Source organism: Pantoea sp. B65 (assembly GCF_047308185.1).
GTDB lineage: Bacteria > Pseudomonadota > Gammaproteobacteria > Enterobacterales > Enterobacteriaceae > Erwinia.
The window spans coordinates 102,216-121,649 of sequence record NZ_JAHXPU010000037.1; the positions used below are offsets into that span (position 1 = coordinate 102,216).

Annotated in this window: 17 protein-coding genes; 12 read left to right on the forward strand and 5 right to left on the reverse strand. The window is 49.5% G+C overall.

Annotated elements, in window-relative coordinates; all coding sequences use genetic code 11:
- Positions 1–13 precede the first annotated feature (13 nt).
- Both JWF83_RS17000 and yghX read left to right on the forward strand, forming a co-directional pair.
- Positions 14–1,882: an amidohydrolase gene (locus JWF83_RS17000; protein WP_413651593.1), complete on the forward strand. Its 1,869-nt coding sequence runs from the start codon at positions 14–16 to the stop codon at positions 1,880–1,882.
- Positions 1,883–2,009: 127 nt separating this feature from the next.
- The gene (yghX, locus tag JWF83_RS17005) at positions 2,010–2,894 is read left to right on the forward strand and encodes a YghX family hydrolase (protein ID WP_413651594.1); all 885 of its coding nucleotides are present in this window, start codon (positions 2,010–2,012) and stop codon (positions 2,892–2,894) included.
- Positions 2,895–3,054: 160 nt separating this feature from the next.
- Here the strand turns inward: yghX and JWF83_RS17010 are convergent, their stop codons facing one another.
- Positions 3,055–3,489: an ASCH domain-containing protein gene (locus JWF83_RS17010; RefSeq protein WP_413651595.1), complete on the reverse strand. Its 435-nt coding sequence runs from the start codon at positions 3,487–3,489 to the stop codon at positions 3,055–3,057.
- A 360-nt stretch (positions 3,490–3,849) separates the two neighbouring features.
- On the opposite strand from JWF83_RS17010, the gene cybB reads away from it, so the two are divergent.
- Together cybB and gstA are read left to right on the forward strand one after the other, a co-directional pair.
- On the forward strand, positions 3,850–4,389 hold the full coding sequence (cybB, locus tag JWF83_RS17015) for a cytochrome b561 (protein ID WP_413651596.1): 540 nt from the start codon (positions 3,850–3,852) through the stop codon (positions 4,387–4,389).
- 163 nt (positions 4,390–4,552) lie between these two features.
- Positions 4,553–5,155, forward strand: coding sequence for a glutathione transferase GstA (gene gstA, locus JWF83_RS17020; protein WP_413651597.1), 603 nt, complete (start codon positions 4,553–4,555; stop codon positions 5,153–5,155).
- Positions 5,156–5,170: 15 nt separating this feature from the next.
- Here gstA and JWF83_RS17025 read toward each other — a convergent pair whose 3' ends face one another.
- The gene (locus JWF83_RS17025; protein WP_413651598.1) at positions 5,171–5,926 is read right to left on the reverse strand and encodes an alpha/beta fold hydrolase; all 756 of its coding nucleotides are present in this window, start codon (positions 5,924–5,926) and stop codon (positions 5,171–5,173) included.
- Between the two features lie 126 nt (positions 5,927–6,052).
- On the opposite strand from JWF83_RS17025, the gene JWF83_RS17030 reads away from it, so the two are divergent.
- Together JWF83_RS17030 and JWF83_RS17035 are read left to right on the forward strand one after the other, a co-directional pair.
- Complete coding sequence (locus JWF83_RS17030; protein ID WP_413651819.1) at positions 6,053–6,886, forward strand: AraC family ligand binding domain-containing protein; 834 nt, start codon at positions 6,053–6,055, stop codon at positions 6,884–6,886.
- 76 nt (positions 6,887–6,962) lie between these two features.
- Positions 6,963–7,928: a DMT family transporter gene (locus JWF83_RS17035; protein ID WP_413651599.1), complete on the forward strand. Its 966-nt coding sequence runs from the start codon at positions 6,963–6,965 to the stop codon at positions 7,926–7,928.
- Positions 7,929–8,996: 1,068 nt separating this feature from the next.
- On the opposite strand, the gene JWF83_RS17040 is transcribed toward JWF83_RS17035, so the two are convergent.
- Entirely contained in the window at positions 8,997–9,395 is a 399-nt protein-coding gene (locus JWF83_RS17040; RefSeq protein ID WP_413651600.1) for a transposase, read from the reverse strand.
- Between the two features lie 539 nt (positions 9,396–9,934).
- On the opposite strand from JWF83_RS17040, the gene JWF83_RS17045 reads away from it, so the two are divergent.
- The 4 genes from JWF83_RS17045 to JWF83_RS17060 all read left to right on the forward strand — a co-directional run bounded on the left by JWF83_RS17045 (position 9,935) and on the right by JWF83_RS17060 (position 15,441).
- A complete protein-coding gene (locus JWF83_RS17045) occupies positions 9,935–11,191 on the forward strand; it encodes an oligosaccharide flippase family protein (RefSeq protein WP_413651601.1) in 1,257 nt (418 codons plus the stop codon).
- 8 nt (positions 11,192–11,199) lie between these two features.
- Positions 11,200–12,150, forward strand: coding sequence for an ATP-grasp fold amidoligase family protein (locus JWF83_RS17050; protein ID WP_413651602.1), 951 nt, complete (start codon positions 11,200–11,202; stop codon positions 12,148–12,150).
- Between the two features lie 1,099 nt (positions 12,151–13,249).
- On the forward strand, positions 13,250–14,506 hold the full coding sequence (locus JWF83_RS17055) for an oligosaccharide flippase family protein (RefSeq protein ID WP_413651603.1): 1,257 nt from the start codon (positions 13,250–13,252) through the stop codon (positions 14,504–14,506).
- Positions 14,507–14,514: 8 nt separating this feature from the next.
- Entirely contained in the window at positions 14,515–15,441 is a 927-nt protein-coding gene (locus JWF83_RS17060; protein ID WP_413651604.1) for an ATP-grasp fold amidoligase family protein, read from the forward strand.
- A gap of 88 nt (positions 15,442–15,529) precedes the next feature.
- Here the strand turns inward: JWF83_RS17060 and JWF83_RS17065 are convergent, their stop codons facing one another.
- Complete coding sequence (locus tag JWF83_RS17065) at positions 15,530–15,811, reverse strand: YjcB family protein (protein ID WP_413651605.1); 282 nt, start codon at positions 15,809–15,811, stop codon at positions 15,530–15,532.
- A gap of 1,207 nt (positions 15,812–17,018) precedes the next feature.
- Here JWF83_RS17065 and JWF83_RS17070 point away from each other — a divergent pair.
- Entirely contained in the window at positions 17,019–18,317 is a 1,299-nt protein-coding gene (locus JWF83_RS17070) for a diguanylate cyclase domain-containing protein (protein WP_413651606.1), read from the forward strand.
- A gap of 23 nt (positions 18,318–18,340) precedes the next feature.
- On the opposite strand, the gene soxS is transcribed toward JWF83_RS17070, so the two are convergent.
- Positions 18,341–18,766: a superoxide response transcriptional regulator SoxS gene (gene soxS, locus JWF83_RS17075; RefSeq protein WP_413651607.1), complete on the reverse strand. Its 426-nt coding sequence runs from the start codon at positions 18,764–18,766 to the stop codon at positions 18,341–18,343.
- 89 nt (positions 18,767–18,855) lie between these two features.
- Here soxS and soxR point away from each other — a divergent pair, with 89 nt between their 5' ends.
- A complete protein-coding gene (gene soxR, locus JWF83_RS17080) occupies positions 18,856–19,329 on the forward strand; it encodes a redox-sensitive transcriptional activator SoxR (RefSeq protein WP_413651608.1) in 474 nt (157 codons plus the stop codon).
- The last annotated feature ends 105 nt before the right edge of the window (positions 19,330–19,434 follow it).

Below are 19,434 nucleotides of genomic sequence, written 5' to 3' on the forward strand. Positions count from 1 at the left end.
CTGGAGAAAAGTAATGACAACAGCTTCATTAGTTCTGACCAACGGTAAGTTTCATACAGTGGATCGCGAACATCCGCAGGCGACGGCGGTGGCGATAAAAGAGGGCAAGTTTCTCGCGGTAGGGAGCGAAGCGGAGGTGATGCAGTTCGCCGATGCGGCAACCAAAGTCGTGGATCTACAGGGTAGCACGGCTATTCCGGGGCTCAACGACTCCCACCTTCATCTGATTCGCGGCGGCCTGAACTACAACCTTGAGCTGCGCTGGGAAGGGGTGCCGTCACTGGCTGATGCGTTACACATGCTGAAAGAACAGGCGCTGCGTACGCCATCGCCGCAGTGGGTGCGGGTGGTCGGCGGCTGGAGCGAGTTTCAGTTTGCTGAGCGCCGCATGCCAACGCTGGATGAGATTAACCAGGCGGCGCCGGATACCCCGGTGTTTATTCTGCATCTTTACGACCGCGCCCTGCTGAACCGGGCCGCGTTGCAAGTGGTGGGCTATACCCGTGATACCCCTAATCCACCGGGTGGCGAGATCCAGCGTGACAGCAAAGGTAATCCCACCGGCATGCTGATTGCCCGCCCGAACGCCATGATCCTGTACGCCACGCTGGCGAAAGGGCCAAAACTGCCTCTGGAACAGCAGGTGAATTCGACGCGCCAGTTTATGCGCGAACTGAATCGTCTTGGTGTGACCAGCGCGATTGATGCGGGCGGCGGGTTCCAGAACTATCCCGATGACTATGAAGTGATCGCCGAACTGCACAGTAAAAAGCAGCTTAGCATCCGCATTGCCTACAACCTGTTTACCCAGCGCCCGGGTCATGAGCTGGAAGATTTTGAAAAGTGGACCGATATGCTGAAACCAGGTCAGGGCACTGATTTTTACCGCCACAATGGCGCCGGGGAAATGCTGGTGTTCTCGGCAGCGGACTTCGAAGATTTTCTCGAACCGCGTCCCGATCTGGCGCCAGGGATGGAGGATGAACTGGAGCGGGTGGTGCGTCACCTGGTGGAGCATCGCTGGCCGTTCCGTCTGCATGCCACCTATAACGAATCAATTAGCCGGATGCTGGATGTGTTTGAAAAGGTGAACCGTGATATTCCGTTCAATGGTCTGCACTGGTTCTTTGATCACGCTGAAACCATTACTGAAGCCAATATTGAACGGGTGAAGGCGCTGGGAGGCGGGATTGCGGTGCAGCATCGTATGGCATTCCAGGGCGAATACTTTGCCGAACGCTATGGTAAAGAGGCGGTTAAACATACTCCGCCAGTGGCGCGTATGCTGGATGCCGGGGTACCGGTGGGACTGGGTACCGATGCCACGCGGGTGGCCAGTTATAATCCATGGACCGCGCTTTACTGGCTGGTGTCCGGTCGCACCGTCGGTGGTATGGCAATGTATGATGACAGCGCCCGACTCGATCGTGAAACCGCGCTGATGCTCTGGACCCAGGGCAGCTCATGGTTCTCCAGCGAGCAGGGGAAAAAAGGCCAGATTAAGGTCGGACAGCTGGCAGACCTGGTGATTCTGTCGCAGGACTACTTCAGCGTGCCGGAAGAGGCGATTAAAAGCATCGAATCGGTGTTAACCGTGGTGGATGGCGAAATTGTCTATGCGGCGGGACGCTTCGGCCCGCTGGCGCCGCCGTCGATTCCGGTGCTGCCTGACTGGTCACCGGTGGTTAACGTGCCGGGGCACTATCGCAGCGCGCCGCCGCTGGCCAATGGCCGGGTGGGGATGATGCCGCAGGTTCACCACTGTGGCGGCCCTTGCGGCGTACATCAGCATCAGCACGATGTTGCTCGTCGCTCGTCAGTACCGGTAGCGGATGACAACGCTTTCTGGGGGGCGCTGGGCTGTTCCTGCTTCGCGTTTTAACGGCTATCAGCGCAGGTCCGTCAGTCGCCGGACCTGTGCCCGGGCTTTCTGTTCGCAACTTTGCGTAGCTTCAGCCATAGTGTAGAGACCACTTTTCCCACTTCGCTGATGTGAAAGGAGCACTGATATGGCCCGTCTGACGGCAAAAGACTTCTCTCCGGAATTGCTTGAGCTATATGACCACTACGTGCATGGCAAGATCACCAAACGTGAATTTCTCTCCCTCGCCTCGAAGTTCGCCGTCGGCGGTACCGCCGCGACGATATTGGCTGCGCTGATGCCCAATTATGCGCTGGCTGAACAGGTGGAGTTTACCGATCCTGATATTGTCGCGGAATATATTGAATACCCTTCGCCCAATGGCCATCAGAAAATGCGCGGCTACTGGGTACGTCCTGCGGCGGCAACCGCACCGGTAGCCGCCGTGGTGGTGGTGCATGAGAACCGCGGGCTGAATCCTTATATTGAGGATGTGGCGCGCCGGGTGGCCAAAGCCGGATTTATCGCCCTGGCGCCTGACGGACTCAGTCCGGTGGGCGGTTATCCGGGTAATGATGATAAAGGCCGTGAACTGCAACAGACCATCGACCCGACCAAACTTATGAATGACTTCTTTGCCGCTATCGAATTTCTGCTGCAGCATAAACAGGTTAATGGCAAAGTCGGGATCACCGGTTTCTGTTATGGCGGCGGCGTGGCTAACGCGGCGGCGGTGGCCTATCCGGAATTGTCGGCGGCGGTGCCGTTTTATGGCCGCCAGCCGAAAGCGGAAGATGTACCGCGCATTAAAGCGCCGTTGCTGATTCACTATGCGGGACTGGATACGCGGATAAATGAAGGCTGGCCAGCTTATGAAGCGGCACTAAAGTCGGCGCATAAAACCTACGAAGCTTATATTTATCCCGGAGTGCATCACGGTTTCCATAACGATTCGACGCCACGTTACGATAAAGCGGCGGCGGAGTTAGCCTGGGATCGCACTATGGCCTGGTTCCGCCGCTACCTGGTGTAATGGCCGCCAGTTTATTTTCTGACGACGCCGCTCATCGTGGCGTCCGTCAGTACTGCAAATAGCCATCCTGTCGTCGTCTGGCTTCGTCAGAGTGACGGGCGGAATTACCTGCCAATCCTGGGTAAAAATCGGTAGCAGGGCGTCAAATTTGCTTATTTGATTAGTGACTTTCGTCCGCCGGCGAAATCGCTTCCACTAGCTGAAACTCTTCAAATACCAGTTCCATATCTTCCGCGTAACTGTCGGCGCGGGTGAAGAATTCCTGATGTTCCTTGCGCCAGTATGCCAGACTGAGATCGCCTTCACCTTCTTTGCTGGCCAGTTCGGCCGTGACATCGCAAAAGCGGATAATACGCAGTGCGATGGTCCTGATAACGCAAACTGGCTGGTTACTGCCATCTAAAATAATACTGAAACTACCGACGGTCGGCGGGGTCGTTTCCTGCAGGTAAGCATGCAGTGAACCACAACTGGCGCTCTTAACTTGCTGAATGACCAGGGCGGCCAGGTTATTCGCCATTTCCGCCGAGTCGCCAAAGGACCATGACAATGCGCCCGGGTATTTTGCCTGTAAATATGGCAACTTATTATTCATGATATTACTGAGATTCCTCATTGATCGGAGCCGGTGTGAGTCGCAAAATCAGTGACTGTAATCTGAGCGAGGTTAACAAGAAATTTAGTCATGGTAATGGCAGGCAGCTATTTGTCGTCCATCAACGGTGAGTAAACCCTACCAAAATAGCCTCCGGCGCAGGGAGGTGCGTTGCCCGCTTTACATCATTTTATCCCGATGCGCGGTTCTGAACCACCCGTCGCTAATCATCATCAACGATAGCGGTATCATCTCTCGCGGGCCCGATATTTTTTTATTGTTAAATCGTGGGGTTACGCAACCCATTCGGGTTAAGGCTGGTTTTATAATGGTCACAGTTTATTCAAAGGTGGGTTGGGTATGACAAACAAATATTCTGCACTACAGATTTGTTTACACTGGTCAGCACTGGTGATCGTGGCGATCACTTATGCGGCGATGGAACTACGTGGTGTCACGGAGTCAGGCACCGCGGGCAGATTTTGGTTTGTAAGCACACACTACAGTTTTGGCTTTCTGATGTTAATCCTGATGACAGGACGTTTGCTGGTACGGTTTCAGCGCCACGCTCCGCCGATCACCCCGGCCCCGGCGAAATGGATGACTGCGGCTTCGCACGCCACCCATGGCATTATCTACGCAATGTTTTTAGCACTACCGCTATTAGGTATGCTGACGCTGTATCTGAAAGGCCAGCCATGGGTGATTTTTGCTGTCCCAATGCCGGTAGCGGCAACTCCCGACGGTGCGTTATCGCATAATATCAAAAATATTCATGAGTTTATCGCTAACGCGGGCTATTTTATTATTGGCCTGCATGCCGCCGCTGCGTTGTTCCATCATTTTATCCTGCGTGACAATACGCTGCTCAGAATGATGCCGGGCAAAAAGCCATCATAGGAAGTTTCATCCGCCCCGAATACGCCAGCCGGCGCAACGTCAGAATCTGTCCATTTCTTCATAACTTAGCCAACCCCGGATACTTGTTACTGCAAAACTAAGCGGTACACTGGGGCTGGTACCAGACTATTTTGTGCATCACAACTGTAAGGAATGACGGTTAATGAAACTCTTTTACTGCCCGGGAGCCTGTTCTCTGGCGCCGCATATTGTGTTGGAAGAAGCAGGTCTCGGTTTTACTCTTGAGCGTGTGGACTTAAAAACCCGCCGCACTGAGTCGGGTGAAGATTTCCTGACGATTAACAGCAAGGGTTATGTTCCGGCATTGCAGCTGGAAAACGGTAAGTTACTGACCGAAGGGGCGGTAATTTCGCAATATCTGGCCGATCTGAAGCCGGAAACGCAGCTGATCCCTGCCGCTGGCGAATCGCGTTACCAGCTGCTGGAGTGGATGACTTTTATCTCCACCGAGCTGCATAAAAATATGGGCGCACTGTATAATCCGGCGCTGTCTGCTGACTGGAGAGCGGCCGTCACCGCCACACTGACCAAACGTATCGACTGGTTAGCCGCCGCGCTGGGTGACAAAAGCGGGTTACAGGGCGCAGGTTTTACCATCGCCGATGCTTATCTGTTTACCGTGCTGAACTGGAGTGGTCACGTTGGTTTCAGCCTGGATAAATGGCCGACACTGCAGGCATACCGGGCAAATATTGCCCGGCGCCCGGCGGTCATTAGGGCAATGAAAGCCGAAGGTCTGATTTAAGCCGCAGGCCGCGGCTTATTGCTGGCATCCTGCTGCAATCGCCGCGGCTAACCCTTGCGGATTTTCCCACGACATCTCATGTCCGGCAGCGGCGACTATCGCCACAGCTATACCAGCGGTTTGCAGAGCGCTAACCTCTGTATCAGGTAGTGAGTGTTCACCAACTATAAATCCGCAGCGCAGTGGCAGGCTGGTTAGCAGATCAAACCACGACGGTGTGATGCCATGCACCAGCGAAGATGCGCCACGCCAGGCGGCCTGTGCTAAGGTCATTTGCATCGAACCCGCCCATGGGGTGTTATCTTCCTCGATTAATAACTGCTGGCCGTAAGCGATAAACTCCACTTCATCCTGCGCCGCAATGATGCGACTAAAGCTGCCGCCACCGGCTGACAGGTTCGGTTCAGAAACCAGCAGCGTCGTCAGGTTTTTTACTCCCATAGCGGCCACTTCAATGGCAATACTGCCACCCATGCTATGGCCATACAGGGTAAAAGCCGGTAACGCCAGGTGGTTAAGCAGCTCGGCGATGATTCGTGCCTGGTCAGTGGTGGTATAGCTGAAACTGGCAGGCTTATCGCTAAAGCCGGAACCCGCCAAATCAACCAGAATAATACGGTGATCGCGTAGCGCCGGATCTGCCGCAACACGGGGATATTCATAAGAAGAGGCACACCCCAGACCGTGCAGAAAAACAATCGGCGCGCCTACGCCAGGCAGGTCGTGGTAGCGTATTTCCCCCGAAAGCACGGCAGAAAAAAAGTGGTTCAAGGCGAAACTCCTTTGCATGGTTGCGTGGTTTGCTGCCATTCTATTCTCAGTCTCAGGTGCTGTAAAAAATCATCGGCACGGCTGCCGGCCATGTATGGCTGCCGTTTAACGTCGTGGAGGTGTGTGGTGCAAGGCGTTCCGCAACAGTTTCCGTGTGAAAAAGACCGTGCCCGGTTTCGGCATTTGCCTGAACTGCCGGGCGTGGAGCTCTATCACGCGCATATTTCCCGCTACGCCTTTGAACCGCATACTCACGAAGCGTTTGGTATGGGCACCATCGATTTTGGTGCGGAGCGCTTTCGTTACCGCGGGGTGAATCATGTGGCGCCTACCCATTCGCTGGTGCTGATGAATCCGGATGAGTTACATACTGGCGAATCGGCGACACAAGATGGCTGGCGTTACCGCATGATCTATATTGAACCGCAGATGCTGGAAACGCTGTCCGGTGAAGCGGGTTGGTGGTTTACCGATGCGGTACGCGAAGATCGGCTGACCTCGCAACGGCTATCGCAGGCGCTGGCGCTACTCTGGCAGGCCACTGATTCGCTGGCGGTGGAGAGTCAGATGCTGATCATTATGCAGCTGCTGCGTCCCCATGCGAGGGTGGCAAAACCGCTGATTGTTGAGCCCGCGCAGCGTTTTGACCGGGTACGCGACTATCTGCGGGAAAATTTTGAACGCAATATCACCCTTGCTGAACTGGCGGCACTGGTATCGCTCAGCCCCTGGCATTTCCTGCGTCAGTTCAGGCGACAGCATCATGTCACACCGCATCAGATGCTGATGGCCTTTCGTTTATATGAAGCCAAGCAGCTACTGACGCGCGGAATGCCGGCGGCCGAAGTGGCGGCGACGGTTGGACTGACCGATCAGGCGCACCTGACACGGACTTTCAGCCAACGCTATGGCATTACCCCCATTCGCTATCAGAAGCAGATCATCAGCGGTCGGCGATAGCGCAATCTTATACAATATTTCGTCGGCTATTTGCGTCACAGTAGCGGCGACTTTCCACCCATTTCAGGCAATGATCATGTTCGCTGGCGTACTTTTTGCTCTCTCTGCGGGTTTAATGTGGGGATTAATTTTTGTCGGGCCACTGTTTGTACCGGAGTATCCGGGCGCTTTACAATCGGCAGGACGCTATGTGGCTTTTGGTCTGATTGCCCTGCCGCTGGCCTGGCATGAGCGCCATCGTTTACGCCAGTTGGTGGCCAGCGACTGGATTGAAGCGCTCAGGCTGACATTAGTCGGCAATCTGCTGTATTACACCTGCCTTGCCAGTGCCATTCAGCGTACCGGCGCACCGATCTCTACCATGATCATCGGTACTTTACCGGTGGTGATTTCAGTCACGGCCAATCTGTTGTATAGCCATCACGACGGTAAATTATCGTGGCGTAAACTGACCCCCGCCTTACTGCTGATCGCGCTGGGTTTAGTCTGTGTTAACGCCGCTGAGCTCCATGCCGTTGCGGCTGGTTTCACGCTCAGTCGCTATCTCACGGGTATTGCGCTGGCGCTGGTAGCGGTGGCCTGCTGGACCTGGTATCCATTACGCAATGCGCGCTGGCTCAGAGAACACCCCGATAAAAAGCCCGGCACCTGGGCAACGGCGCAAGGCCTTGTGACCTTACCGGTGGCGTTAATCGCCGGGGCGGTGGTGACAGCACAGCTGGCGTTGACCCAGCCGTCATTCACCCTGCCTTTTGGCCCGCGGCCTGCAGTGTTTATTCCGCTGATGCTGGTGATTGGTCTGTTTTGTTCCTGGCTGGGAACGCTGTGCTGGAATGAAGCCAGCCAGCGCTTGCCGACCGTACTGGTCGGGCCGTTGATTGTTTTTGAGATTCTGGCGGGTCTGGCTTATACCTTCCTGTTGCGACAGCAGTGGCCGCCACTACTCACGCTATCGGGTATTATTTGTCTGATTGCTGGTGTCATTTATGCGATGCGCATCAGGCCGGTAGTAACAATAGCCGATATCTCCTCAGCCAACTGAGCGCCAGTCAGGTTGCTACTGGCATGCTTTAATTATGCCAGTGGGGAGGTTATTTAAGAATATGCCCACCTCCGGCACTGTTATCAGCTGGCCTGTCGTCGTGCGTTAAGCTTTTTCTGCGCTAAAAAAATACCCTATTTATCACTTTTCACTCTATAAATGCGGGTGCTAATCCACCGACTCAGATATTGAGCGGCGGGTTAATCGCTAATTACCGACGGTAAATGCGTGCATCGGGCCACTGTTTAAATTTCTTTTATATGTTTTTCGTGCGTTTCTCAGGCGAATTCGGGTTATTATGTGATGTTTATCACGTTATTAGCCGGGGGAAGGTTGTTGTTTTTTTCATCAATGGCGCTCCAGCCTTGCCATAAGCGGAGCAAAAATAGCTATCAGAATTGTCGCTATTAAAATTTTGTTGGTACTGACAAATCTCAAAGCAATCTACTGAATGCCGGAAGCCGCGGCAAACTGGTTTTTAGCGCTGATTTTTCCAGCTGCGAGCCAGCAGATAGTGGAAAAAACACCCCAGCCAGCCGGCGGCAAGCGGGAGTTACATCGGGTAATAGTTAAGCTGGTGAAGACTATGGGGCAATTTGCAGCGGGCGCTGGCAGAGGACAATCAGGTGAGGCTTAAGCATTATTTATCCATCGGTGATACACATATTGCCGAACCGCTCAGCGCGGATCGGCAGTAACTGCATCGATACGGCATGGCGCTGTTATTCTGCTCTTAGTGCCAATGGGTTTTTTCTGCTAAGCGACGGCAAACGCGGGCAATGTTTAAGACTGTTAACCATCTTTATGGAAGTACTGGCTAATAGGTTAATAAACATAAAGTAATGGCGTACGCGCTTATTGGTGTTTTAAACCGATAAACGCGTACGAATAGCCTGATATATTGGGGTTTTATAATAGTAGATTAGGAAAAGAGCCATAGTCACCCTCATCCCAATACTGAAAGTATCAGAAAAAAGCCATAATGCTTGTTAAAAATTGACTGATTTAATCAAAAGCGTCCATATTTAATAACCGGTATTACTCCGTAAGATAAATTTAAAAATAAAGTTATGAATGGCTATCGCAATGTAAAGGGTAATGGTACACACTGCGGCTGATATCCAGCAGGCGGCAACTGCGACGCGTGCCGATTTCATAGGTATCCTGAAGGAAATTAACGGCCTGGCGCTTGTCATTAGTGGTAAAAAAGTGTTTGAGCACGCTCTGCAACATCTCTTTATCGGAGCTTAACATCTGCACTTCGCGCGCCAGAGATTGCAGCTTATCCTCTAACTCTTTGATTTTACGTCCATCCTCTGAAGACAAACCCGCATATTTCTTCTTCCAGCTATAGAATGTTGCCTCAGAGATACCTAACTCATCGCAGATCTCCTTAACCTTAACGCCACATTCTGAAGCTTTAATAGCGTTGGTGATTTGCTCTTCGCTATATCGTGACTTTCTCATAAATGCATGTTCCTTTCTAAAGTATTAATGGATGAGAATAACCGCAATAAATACTGGCCCTGAGAGTCCAGAATATTATTGCCATGTTTTTAAGTACGCGATTTGAATTGCAAGGATTAAGTTAAGTTATCTTTCAGAAATAGCATCATGGGAATAGTCTTATTTTTTATTAATTGAGTTTGCATCGCTTTCGGGAAAGGTTTTTTTGTTATAGATTCGTTCCATGGCAATCGGGAAAGCATCTTTAAAGCAAGAGTTATTTAAGCGACAAACTTTTCATTAAGTTAGCGGGTTCTCTGTTGAAAACAAAAAAATAATTTTATGAAATCGTTTACACGCTGAACCATAATTAATTAGAGCCAACCCAGGGCTATTCTTAAGTAAGTTTCATTTTCAGTGTCTTGGCGAATTCTCCAGAGTGGTTATTTTACATGAATAACCGGTAACCGCTTCCGCCGCTTTGCACTGTATGAAATTGTCAGTTGTGGACATGGATGTGTTGTATCAGGTGGTTTTTTGGAAACACAAAGGATGAGTCAATGAAATTCAGTGTAATGTCAAATGCCGCCTGGATGATGTCAGAAAAAATTGTTTCTGTATTCGGCGTGATATTTGTGACGTCTTACGTGGCCAAATGCTTTGGTCCGACAGTATTTGGACAGATAGCATTTTCTGCATCGCTGTTTTCAGTGGTACAGACTATTGCTATCTTTGGTACGGAAACCATTCTGTTTAAACGCATCAGTAAAAGCGCGCAGAAAGGCGTGAAATTGATGGTGGTGGCCAAAAAAATGCGTATGACTATTTTTCTACTGCTGTCGCTACCGGTACTGGCCTACGTCTGGTACGCCCTGCAGGAAAACTTTGTCGTCTTTGCGCTGGCCTCCTGCCTGGCGGCGCTGTTTGTTATCCAGGACACTTTCAGTGTCTACAATAATGCCCGTCTGGCATCACGACTGAATACCCTGGCGAATGCGGCGGGGATGACCTTAAGCTTCTCGCTGAGTTTTTTAATTGCCTGGCTGAAACTGAGTCCGCTGTTTCTGACATTATCAATTGTTACGGCGACGCTGGTTCCTTATCAGATTAAACGTTATTTTTTTTATCAGCATAACTTTGTCAGCGCGCCACCAAAATATAAAATAAAGAAGTATTTACGCTATTTACTGTATGCCGGGCTGCCGCTGGCAATTTCCAGTGTTTTTATCTCGCTGCAGGTGAAAATGGCACAGTTTTTTTTAGTCGGTGTCGGGTCGGCACAGGATCTCGGTCTGTTTGCCGCAGCAAATACGGTTTCAGCCTCGTGGATCTTTATTCCGGTAGCGATTATTACATCCTGTTTCACTGAGATATTCAGAGAACGTTCCGATATGGCATTGAAGCTGGCCGCTAAATTAAACGGTTATGTTATGGCGGTATCATTGCTGATGCTGCTGTTCGTAGCGGTTTATGGTGAAAAGCTCATCATAATACTTTATGGGCAAGACTACACACAATCAGGAAGTCTGGTTACGTTATTGTCGATAGCCACCTGTTTTTCGGCAATGGGGACGGTGGCCTATCGTTATATGGTAAAAGAGGGCGGTTTTAACTATCTGCTGAAAAAAATTATCAGCCTGATGGTGATCAGCCTTCCCACTTCGTATCTGCTTATCCATCTTTTTGGCTTAATGGGTGCGGCGTGGAGTGTGTTTATCACTGAATTATTATCTCTGACGGTAATGAATTATTTCTTTAAGCATGGCGTCATCAAAAAAATACAGGTTTCCTCACTCAACTACAAAACCTACAGATGAGGTGAAAAATGTTGAAGTTTAAAGATGAATTACGCAGAAGCGTGAAGTACTTCATCAAAAAAATGCCATGGATGCAACAGGACCGCATCTATTATTTTCATAAGTTTAAACGATTGCCTCATATACGTGAACCCATATTGTTTAACGAAAAGGTATTATACCGTAAGTTTATCTATGGGGATAACCTTCGTTATGGAAGACTTTCCGACAAATTTTTGGTGCGCGAATATATTGCCAGCACCATTGGTGATGAATATCTGGTACCGCTGGTTTATGAAACCGACGATCCGACTACACTACTCAGCTTAATATCTTTAAAAGGTACAGTAATTAAGCCCAATCATGGCTCTGGTATGGTTGATATCCTGCTGGAAGAACCGGACAGCCTGCAAAAGCAGCTGATTGTTAATCGCTGCTACGAATGGTTGCGGCGGGACTTTTCCCGGGAAGTCCGTGAGATCCACTACAGCTATATCAAACCGCGTATTCTGGTCGAGAAGTATATTGGCGATGGTAAAAGCGCGCCGATCGATTACAAATTTCATATGTTCAATAAAAAGGATGGCACCTTCGAATATGTGATGCAGGTGATCTATAACCGTGGTCGTCCGGCGCTGTCGATGAATTTTTACGTGAATAATCTGAGTGAGGTATATCACCGCATTCGTGATACCGGGCTGGATCTTTCCGGCGTGAGGCCGGGGCTGGAGAAAGCGCTGGAGCTGAGCAAAAAGCTGGCCGCCGACTTCGACTATGTCCGGGTTGACTGGTATATCCACCAGGATCATGTGTACTTTGGCGAGCTGACCTTTACGCCGGGCGCCGGGTTAGTCACCGGCCTTGGCCGTGGGCTTGACCAGATGATGGGAGAGATGTGGATTCAGGATCGTCTGCAGCCGCCGCGCTCGGATGCCGGCGTGCCGGAGGTGAATATTCCGGCGATGCTGAAAAAAGTGTAGCGATATCGTAGCAGCGATAATAAACACGGACTCTTCGGGGTCCGTTTTTTGTCGCGCGTTATAACGCAGCGTTTTTTTAAGCGGTCACTTTCAGCACAGATCAGGATTGCCATCACGGATGATGGCGTATTTTATCTGGCCGATTGGAGGTTATTAAGTCTGACGCCAATATCATTATGCCGCTAGCTAATTCGCTGCCGACAGGGCTACAAGATTAACATTTTTTATGCTTTTTTGCGGTTAATATGGTGAAGAGGTAAAATTATAACTGATAAGCTTTGCTGATTGTTTATGAGGATAAAAGAGTGGTTAATTTATTTTAAAATATAAAAATCAATACGTTATATGAATATCATTATATTAGAAATATAGTGTTTATACAATAACGTAAATTCATTTAATGTGTCCGGGCAACTAAATCAATTCATTTAAGATTAATCCTATCAAGTTAAAAGTTGTACTGTTTAGCAATTGGCTGTAGGATTTTTTTTGCAAAATATAAATCGGCATTCTCTATTCTTATTCTATACCCAGAATGGAGACTTAATTATATTAATTGCGAACGTAAATTAAGGATAATTCGGATCCCACTGAACAGTTGAACAGTGTCAAATACATAATGGAACAGGATAAAATACTATGGCGTATTTATGTTTACTTATGTGCTTTTTTGGCGACATCATTCCCCTGGCTGCCAGCAGACAGCCAGGGGAATGATGTATGCCATTGCAGGCCACAGTTGCCGCTAAAGGTTAAAGGTTGTGCGGCGGTACTCTGATACCTCTGTGCCGTACCGGAAGATCTGTTTAGTCCATTCTGTCTGCCCTGATGCATGGAAGCGCTGACTATTACTGTCAGGGTTATTTATCCGTGCTGCTTTTGGTTATTAATTTTTTTTGCTGCCGGCCCGGAGATGCTGCCAGGTTTTTGCTGTTTGTGTTGCGCCCGATGGCGCAATTAATTTGCGACAGCTGTAGCGGGTCATGGGTTATAGCGAGCAGCTGGCACTGTTTGCCGAGAGTAATAGCATCGGTAATATTCTGCAGCTACTGGCTGGTACGGTATTAAGTGGTTTTTTTGAAACACAAAGGATGAGTGGATGAAAATCAGTGTAATGTCTAATGCCGCCTGGATGATGTCAGAAAAAATTGTTTCTGTATTCGGCGTGATATTTGTGACGTCTTACGTCGCCAAATCCTTTGGCCCGACAGTTTTTGGTCAGATAGCCTTTGCCGCGTCGCTGTTTTCAGTGGTACAGACTATTGCTATCTTTGGTACGGAAACCATTCTGTTTAAACGCATCAGTAAAAGCGCGCAGAAAGGCGTAGCATTGATGGCCGTGGCCAATAAATTACGCATGACTATTTTTCTGCTACTGTCGTTACCGGTACTGTTATACGTCTGGTATGTCCTGCAGGAAAACTTTGTCGTCTTTGCGCTGGCCTCCTGTCTGGCGGCGCTGTTTGTCACGCAGGACACCTTCAGTGTCTACAATAATGCTCGCCTGGCATCACGGCTGAATACCCTGGCGAATGCGACCGGGATGATCTTAAGCTTTTCGCTGAGTTTTTTTATTGCCTGGCTGAAACTGAGTCCGCGATTTCTGACATTGTCGATTGTTGCAGCGACGCTGGTTCCATATCTGATTAAGCGTTTCGTCTTTTACCAGCATAATCTTGCACCGATGCCGTCGCAGCATAAAAGGAAAAAGTATTTACGCTATTTGCTGTATGCCGGGCTGCCGCTGGCAATTTCCAGTATTTTTATCTCGCTGCAGGTGAAAACGGCGCAGTTCTTTTTAGTCGGGGTCGGGTCGGCACAGGATCTCGGTCTGTTTGCCGCGGCAAACACGGTTTCAGCCTCCTGGATATTTGTTCCGGTCGCGCTTATCACATCCAGCTTTACTGAGATATTCAGGGAACGTACTGACAGAGCATTTAAACTGGCCGCGCGACTGCATGGTTATGTTATGGCGGTATCATTGCTGATGCTGCTGTTCATTGCGCTGTATGGCGAAAAAATTATTACCACTCTTTATGGGCAAGACTACGCACAGTCGGGAAGCCTGGTTACGTTATTATCGTTAGCCACCTGCTTTTCGGCGATGGGGACGGTGGCCTACCGTTATATGGTAAAAGAGGGCGGTTTTAGCTATCTGCTGAAAAAAATTATCAGCCTGATGGTGATCAGTCTTCCCACTTCGTATCTGCTTATCCATTTTTTTGGCTTAATGGGCGCGGCGTGGAGTGTGTTTATCACTGAGTTATTATCCCTGAGCGTAATGAATTACTTTTTTAAGCATGGTGTTATCAAAAAAATACAGATCTCCTCACTCAACTACAAAACCTACAGATAAGGTGAAAAATGTTGAAGTTTAAAGATGAATTACGCCGTAGCGTAAAATATTTCATCAAAAAAATGCCGTGGGCATACCAGGACCGCATCTATTATTTTCATAAATTTAAACGATTACCTAATATTCGTGAGCCGAAGTTGTTTAACGAAAAAGTGTTGTACCGTAAGTTTATCCATGGGGATAATCTCCGTTATGGCAGGCTGTCCGATAAGTTTCTGGTACGCGAATATATCGCCCACACTATTGGTGACGAATATCTGGTGCCGCTGGTGTATGAAACCGATGATCCCAGTACCTTATTGAACTTAACATCTTTGAAAGGAACGGTGATTAAACCCAATCACGGAGCGGGTATGGTCGATATCATGCTGGAGGAGCCGGATTATCTGCAAAAGCAGCAGATTGTTAATCACTGTACTGAATGGCTGCGTAAGGACTTTTCCCAGGAAGTGCGCGAGATCCACTACAGCTATATCAAACCGCGTATTCTGGTGGAAAAGTGCATTGGTGACGGTAAAAGCGCGCCGATCGATTACAAGTTTCATATGTTCAATAAAAAGGATGGCACCTTCGAATATGTGTTGCAGGTGATCTATAACCGTGGTCGTCCGGCGCTGTCGATGGTGTTCTACGTGAATAATCTGTGTGAGGTATATCACCGCATTCGTGATAGCGGGCTGGATCTTTCCGGGGTGAAGCAGGGCATGGAACAAGCGCTGGAACTGAGCAAAAAGCTGGCCGCCGACTTCGACTATGTCCGGGTTGACTGGTATATCCACCAGGATCATGTGTACTTTGGCGAGCTGACCTTTACGCCGGGCGCCGGGTTAGTCACCGGCCTTGGCCGTGGGCTTGACCAGATGATGGGGGAGATGTGGATTCAGGATCGTCTTCAGTCGCCGCGAGCAGATACGGGCATACCGTTGCGCATGTAAAATTCGCTACTGCTGAGCACGCTGTGGTGATCGGCAGACAGATATACCGTGCGGACCCTTCGGGGTCCGCATCGCTTTATGTTGCCGCTTATGGCAGCAGCATGGTGTCCGGGGTATGGCTCATTACTTCAACAAACACATCTTTTGTGACTTGCCAGGTATGGCTGACATTTTCCACGCTGAGGGTGATGCCAAGCAGGCCGGTAACAAACCAGCAGGACATACCGATGCCAATACCACTAAATACAAACGCCATCGCATTACGGCTGCTCTGACGGCATTTAATCTTAAAGGTGCTGGCGAAAAACATCATTACTGCACTCAGCAGTTCCCAACGCATAAGTACAACACTGGCGGCAATGGTACCCATCTAACAAACCTCTTCACATGATATGCCCTGACGAAAAATGGCATCACCATCAGGTGTTGAGGAAATGCCAGGGAGATTTCTCAACCCACTGACCTGTTGGTCAATTGTGTGATGTGGATCACATTATATCACTAAGTTTTAAAAATTGAACAAAATTTACACCTGGTATGGTAGTTTTTGTCAGCGACCCGCTGACGGCAGCGTGCAGGGCGATGTCGCCACCATCAGTCAGGGATCGCGGCGCCATAACGGTGGATTATTTTACTGACAGCTGGGAATAATAACCCTGAGGTTTTTTGATCAGGTTAATTCCTGCTGCCTGTGGGCTTCTCACCGCTGGCTGCAGCACTATTTTATTTATCGGCTGTCGTGTTATTTATTTTAATCTTAAATGTCATTGCGCTGTGAGAAGATTTAGTCTCGTAGTTTATGTTAAATTAACCGGGTTTTATGCTTTGTTTGCGTAGCATATGATGAAAAAAGTGAGAGTGGCACTGATAAGTAATGCTGATTAATTTTTTATTATAAAATAAGGAATAATAGGAATAACTAAATTAATTTCTTTAAAATCAACGATTTGATTTATTTTCAATATATTAGTGATTTAGTATTATCGCTAAGAGTAAAAATTCATTCTTTGTCTGATAGTAGCTAAAGTAATTAATTTAAGATGAATCTTACCCAGTTAAAAGTTGTACAGTAGAGCAATTGGTTGTAGGATTTTATGCAAAATAGAGATTGCTTGCCATTATTCTGTATTTATATCCAGAATAATTTCCTATTATATTTATCCTGGCGAAAAATTAAGAATAATTCGCACTGATCGAACAATAAAACAATATCAAATACCATGGAGTATTTATGTTTATTTATGTTCTTGCTTGGCAATATTGTTTGCACAACCAGCTGAAAGTAGCCCATAACTTGCCTGATTTATGTCTCTGCCGACCTTAGCTGGCGTTGAAGGTTGCAAGATTGAGTTGTAGCGTTTGTTACTCTGCACTCAATGCCTGAAGACCCATTCAGTCAATATCACTCTGCCCTGAGCCAGGGGAGCGCCTGACGGCGACGTCAGAGCCATCAAAGCATGCTGTTGGTGGTTATCGACGCCGATAACCGGCAGACAGTCGTACAGATGATATTGTCAGAGGGTCATCGCCGTAGCCGTTACGCGTGCAATTACTGGCGTGATAAGCAGGGCAGGATCATGGTTAAACGTAATCCGCAGGTAAGTTATGTGGTTGAGCCACATCAGCGTACATTGCCAACGCTGCGTAAGTTGCTACAGCGTATTCATGTGATGATCATCCTTGTTTCGTTGCTGTTATCAGGGGTTTCACTGTCAACGTTATCGTTGTTCGCATTGCGCCACTATGCCGAAAATAATCTGCAACTGGTGGCATCAACTATCAGCTATAGCGCACAGCGGGTGGTGTTGCTGAATGACCGCGACAAGGCCAGCGATTTGCTGCAAGGACTGAGTGGTCCGAAGCCGTTTTCACAAGCCACTATTTTTAATGCCAGTCATCAACCGCTGGCCAGCTGGCAGTCGCCTGAACATCAGGAACAGAACAGCATCAATAGTGTGATTGCCCGCTGGCTGTTTCCGCGTCCTGTCACGCTGCCGGTGGTTTATAACCAGCGCGAAGTCGGACGCGTGACGATTATCGGTGACGCCAGTGTGATCACTGACTATATCTACCAGGCGTTTGCATGGCTGGCCAGTAGTTTATTGATTACTGCTCTGGTAGCCGTTTATCTCTCCCATCGCATGCATGCGGGGATTATTCAGGGACTGCGTAGTATCGCTTCTGTGGCACATGATGTGCGCAAGCGACGTGCTTTCTGCCAACGGGTACCTTCATCGGGGATCGCTGAATTGAACAAGTTAAGTATGGATTTCAACGGATTGCTGGATGAGCTGGCGGAATGGCAGAATCATATGGCGCGGGAAAACGCTGATCTGGCGTACCAGGCGGCGCATGATTCCCTTACCGGTTTGCCTAACCGCGCACAGTTTGAGCGCGCATTAGCCTGTCAGTTTAGTCTGCCGGAAACGCGCGGCAGCCTGGCGGTGCTGTTTATTGATGGTGACCATTTTAAGCAGGTTAATGATACCTGGGGGCATGCCACCGGAGATTGCGTACTGGGTGCGATAGCCGAGCGGTTACGCGCAAATTTGCGCAAAGAGGATCTGGTGGCGCGTTTTGGCGGCGATGAATTCGCCATTATGTTGACGAACGCCGAGTCGGGTGAGCAGGCAGCGCAGGTCGCTCGCCATATTATGGCGGCGATGCTACAACCAATCATCCTGCCGCAGGGGGGCTGTGTACAACAATCGTTGAGTATTGGTATTGCGCTGGGACCACGCCATAGTTCACCCCAGGCGCTGCTGGCGCAGGCTGATGCGGCGATGTACCACATTAAGCAACTGGGCGGCGGTTGGTATTTTTCACCAACCTGCTGGCAAACCAACGGGGATAGCTCTGCCCGGCAGCCCCTTTAACCGCGAGGTGAAAGGGGGCAGAGTTAATTTACCGGGCAGGACTCGCCATGAGTACGCTGGCCGTGGCCGGCGTAATGTTCACCGCAGTCAAAGTTCCAGTTCGCCGTACGTTGTGACTGCTGTCGCCGCATCCGGTGGCGATAGGCGGTCGGTGTTTGTGAGAACTGCCGGCGAAATACCCGTGAGAACGTCTGCTGTGAGTCGTAACCATATTGCATCGCAATATCAAACACCGGGCGCTGGGTACAGGATAGCGCTTCTGCTGCCAGCGTCAGACGACGCTCACGAATGTATCCGCCCAACGTCTGTTTCGTCACCGAACGGAACATACGTTGCAGGTGCCACTTCGAATAACCCGATTTTGCCGCCACTTCATCTATCGACAGGGTTTTATCTAAATTCTGTTCAATCCAGCCAGTCAGTGTATGAATAATGTCGTTATGCATCATGACCCCATCCTTCATTTTTAGATTTTGATTTCGCCGTTCTGTTGATGGAGGAGTATAATTCCTCAAGTTAACTTGAGGTAAAGGGCTAAATGAAAAAAGATCGCAATTGCCAGAAAACCATTCTTACGCCCGGAGATGTGGCGAAACGTTGCGGTGTGGCGGTATCGGCACTGCACTTTTATGAGGCGAAGGGCTTAATTTCCAGTACCCGCAACGCCGGTAATCAGCGGCGCTATAATCGTGATGTGCTGCGCCGGGTGGCGATCATTAAAATTGCCCAGCGCATTGGTATTCCACTGGCGACGGTCAGCGATAGCCTGGTGAATACGCCGCCAGATAAACGGATTTCCGTCAAAGCCTGGGCCGAAATGACCCGCCAGTGGCGTGCGGAATTAGATAAGCGCATTGAAACTCTGACGCGTCTGCGCGACCAACTGGATGGCTGCATCGGCTGCGGCTGCCTGTCTATGAGTGAATGTCCGCTGCGTAACCCGGACGACCGTCTGTCGCTGCAGGGCACCGGCGCCATTCTGCTGGATCCGGAAATTGACAGTGAGGGTTAACGTGAAAATCTGACGGCCGGAACCCTGTCGCGATAGTTTTTACCTCTCCCCGCCGCCGGCTGGTTATTGCCATGGCTGGCGTGCGCCATAACTGAGCATTTTCTG

Excerpts from the sequence above, each read along its gene's own strand:
- JWF83_RS17035 (WP_413651599.1), top strand. The coding sequence starts at position 6,963 with ATGTTCGCTGGCGTACTTTTTGCTCTCTCTGCGGGTTTAATGTGGGGA.
- JWF83_RS17055 (WP_413651603.1), top strand. The coding sequence starts at position 13,250 with ATGAAAATCAGTGTAATGTCTAATGCCGCCTGGATGATGTCAGAAAAA.
- JWF83_RS17040 (WP_413651600.1), bottom strand. The coding sequence starts at position 9,395 with ATGAGAAAGTCACGATATAGCGAAGAGCAAATCACCAACGCTATTAAA.
- JWF83_RS17060 (WP_413651604.1), top strand. The coding sequence starts at position 14,515 with ATGTTGAAGTTTAAAGATGAATTACGCCGTAGCGTAAAATATTTCATC.
- JWF83_RS17065 (WP_413651605.1), bottom strand. The coding sequence starts at position 15,811 with ATGGGTACCATTGCCGCCAGTGTTGTACTTATGCGTTGGGAACTGCTG.
- yghX (WP_413651594.1), top strand. The coding sequence starts at position 2,010 with ATGGCCCGTCTGACGGCAAAAGACTTCTCTCCGGAATTGCTTGAGCTA.
- gstA (WP_413651597.1), top strand. The coding sequence starts at position 4,553 with ATGAAACTCTTTTACTGCCCGGGAGCCTGTTCTCTGGCGCCGCATATT.
- soxR (WP_413651608.1), top strand. The coding sequence starts at position 18,856 with ATGAAAAAAGATCGCAATTGCCAGAAAACCATTCTTACGCCCGGAGAT.
- soxS (WP_413651607.1), bottom strand. The coding sequence starts at position 18,766 with ATGATGCATAACGACATTATTCATACACTGACTGGCTGGATTGAACAG.
- JWF83_RS17010 (WP_413651595.1), bottom strand. The coding sequence starts at position 3,489 with ATGAATAATAAGTTGCCATATTTACAGGCAAAATACCCGGGCGCATTG.
- cybB (WP_413651596.1), top strand. The coding sequence starts at position 3,850 with ATGACAAACAAATATTCTGCACTACAGATTTGTTTACACTGGTCAGCA.
- JWF83_RS17045 (WP_413651601.1), top strand. The coding sequence starts at position 9,935 with ATGAAATTCAGTGTAATGTCAAATGCCGCCTGGATGATGTCAGAAAAA.
- JWF83_RS17070 (WP_413651606.1), top strand. The coding sequence starts at position 17,019 with ATGGTTAAACGTAATCCGCAGGTAAGTTATGTGGTTGAGCCACATCAG.
- JWF83_RS17000 (WP_413651593.1), top strand. The coding sequence starts at position 14 with ATGACAACAGCTTCATTAGTTCTGACCAACGGTAAGTTTCATACAGTG.
- JWF83_RS17050 (WP_413651602.1), top strand. The coding sequence starts at position 11,200 with ATGTTGAAGTTTAAAGATGAATTACGCAGAAGCGTGAAGTACTTCATC.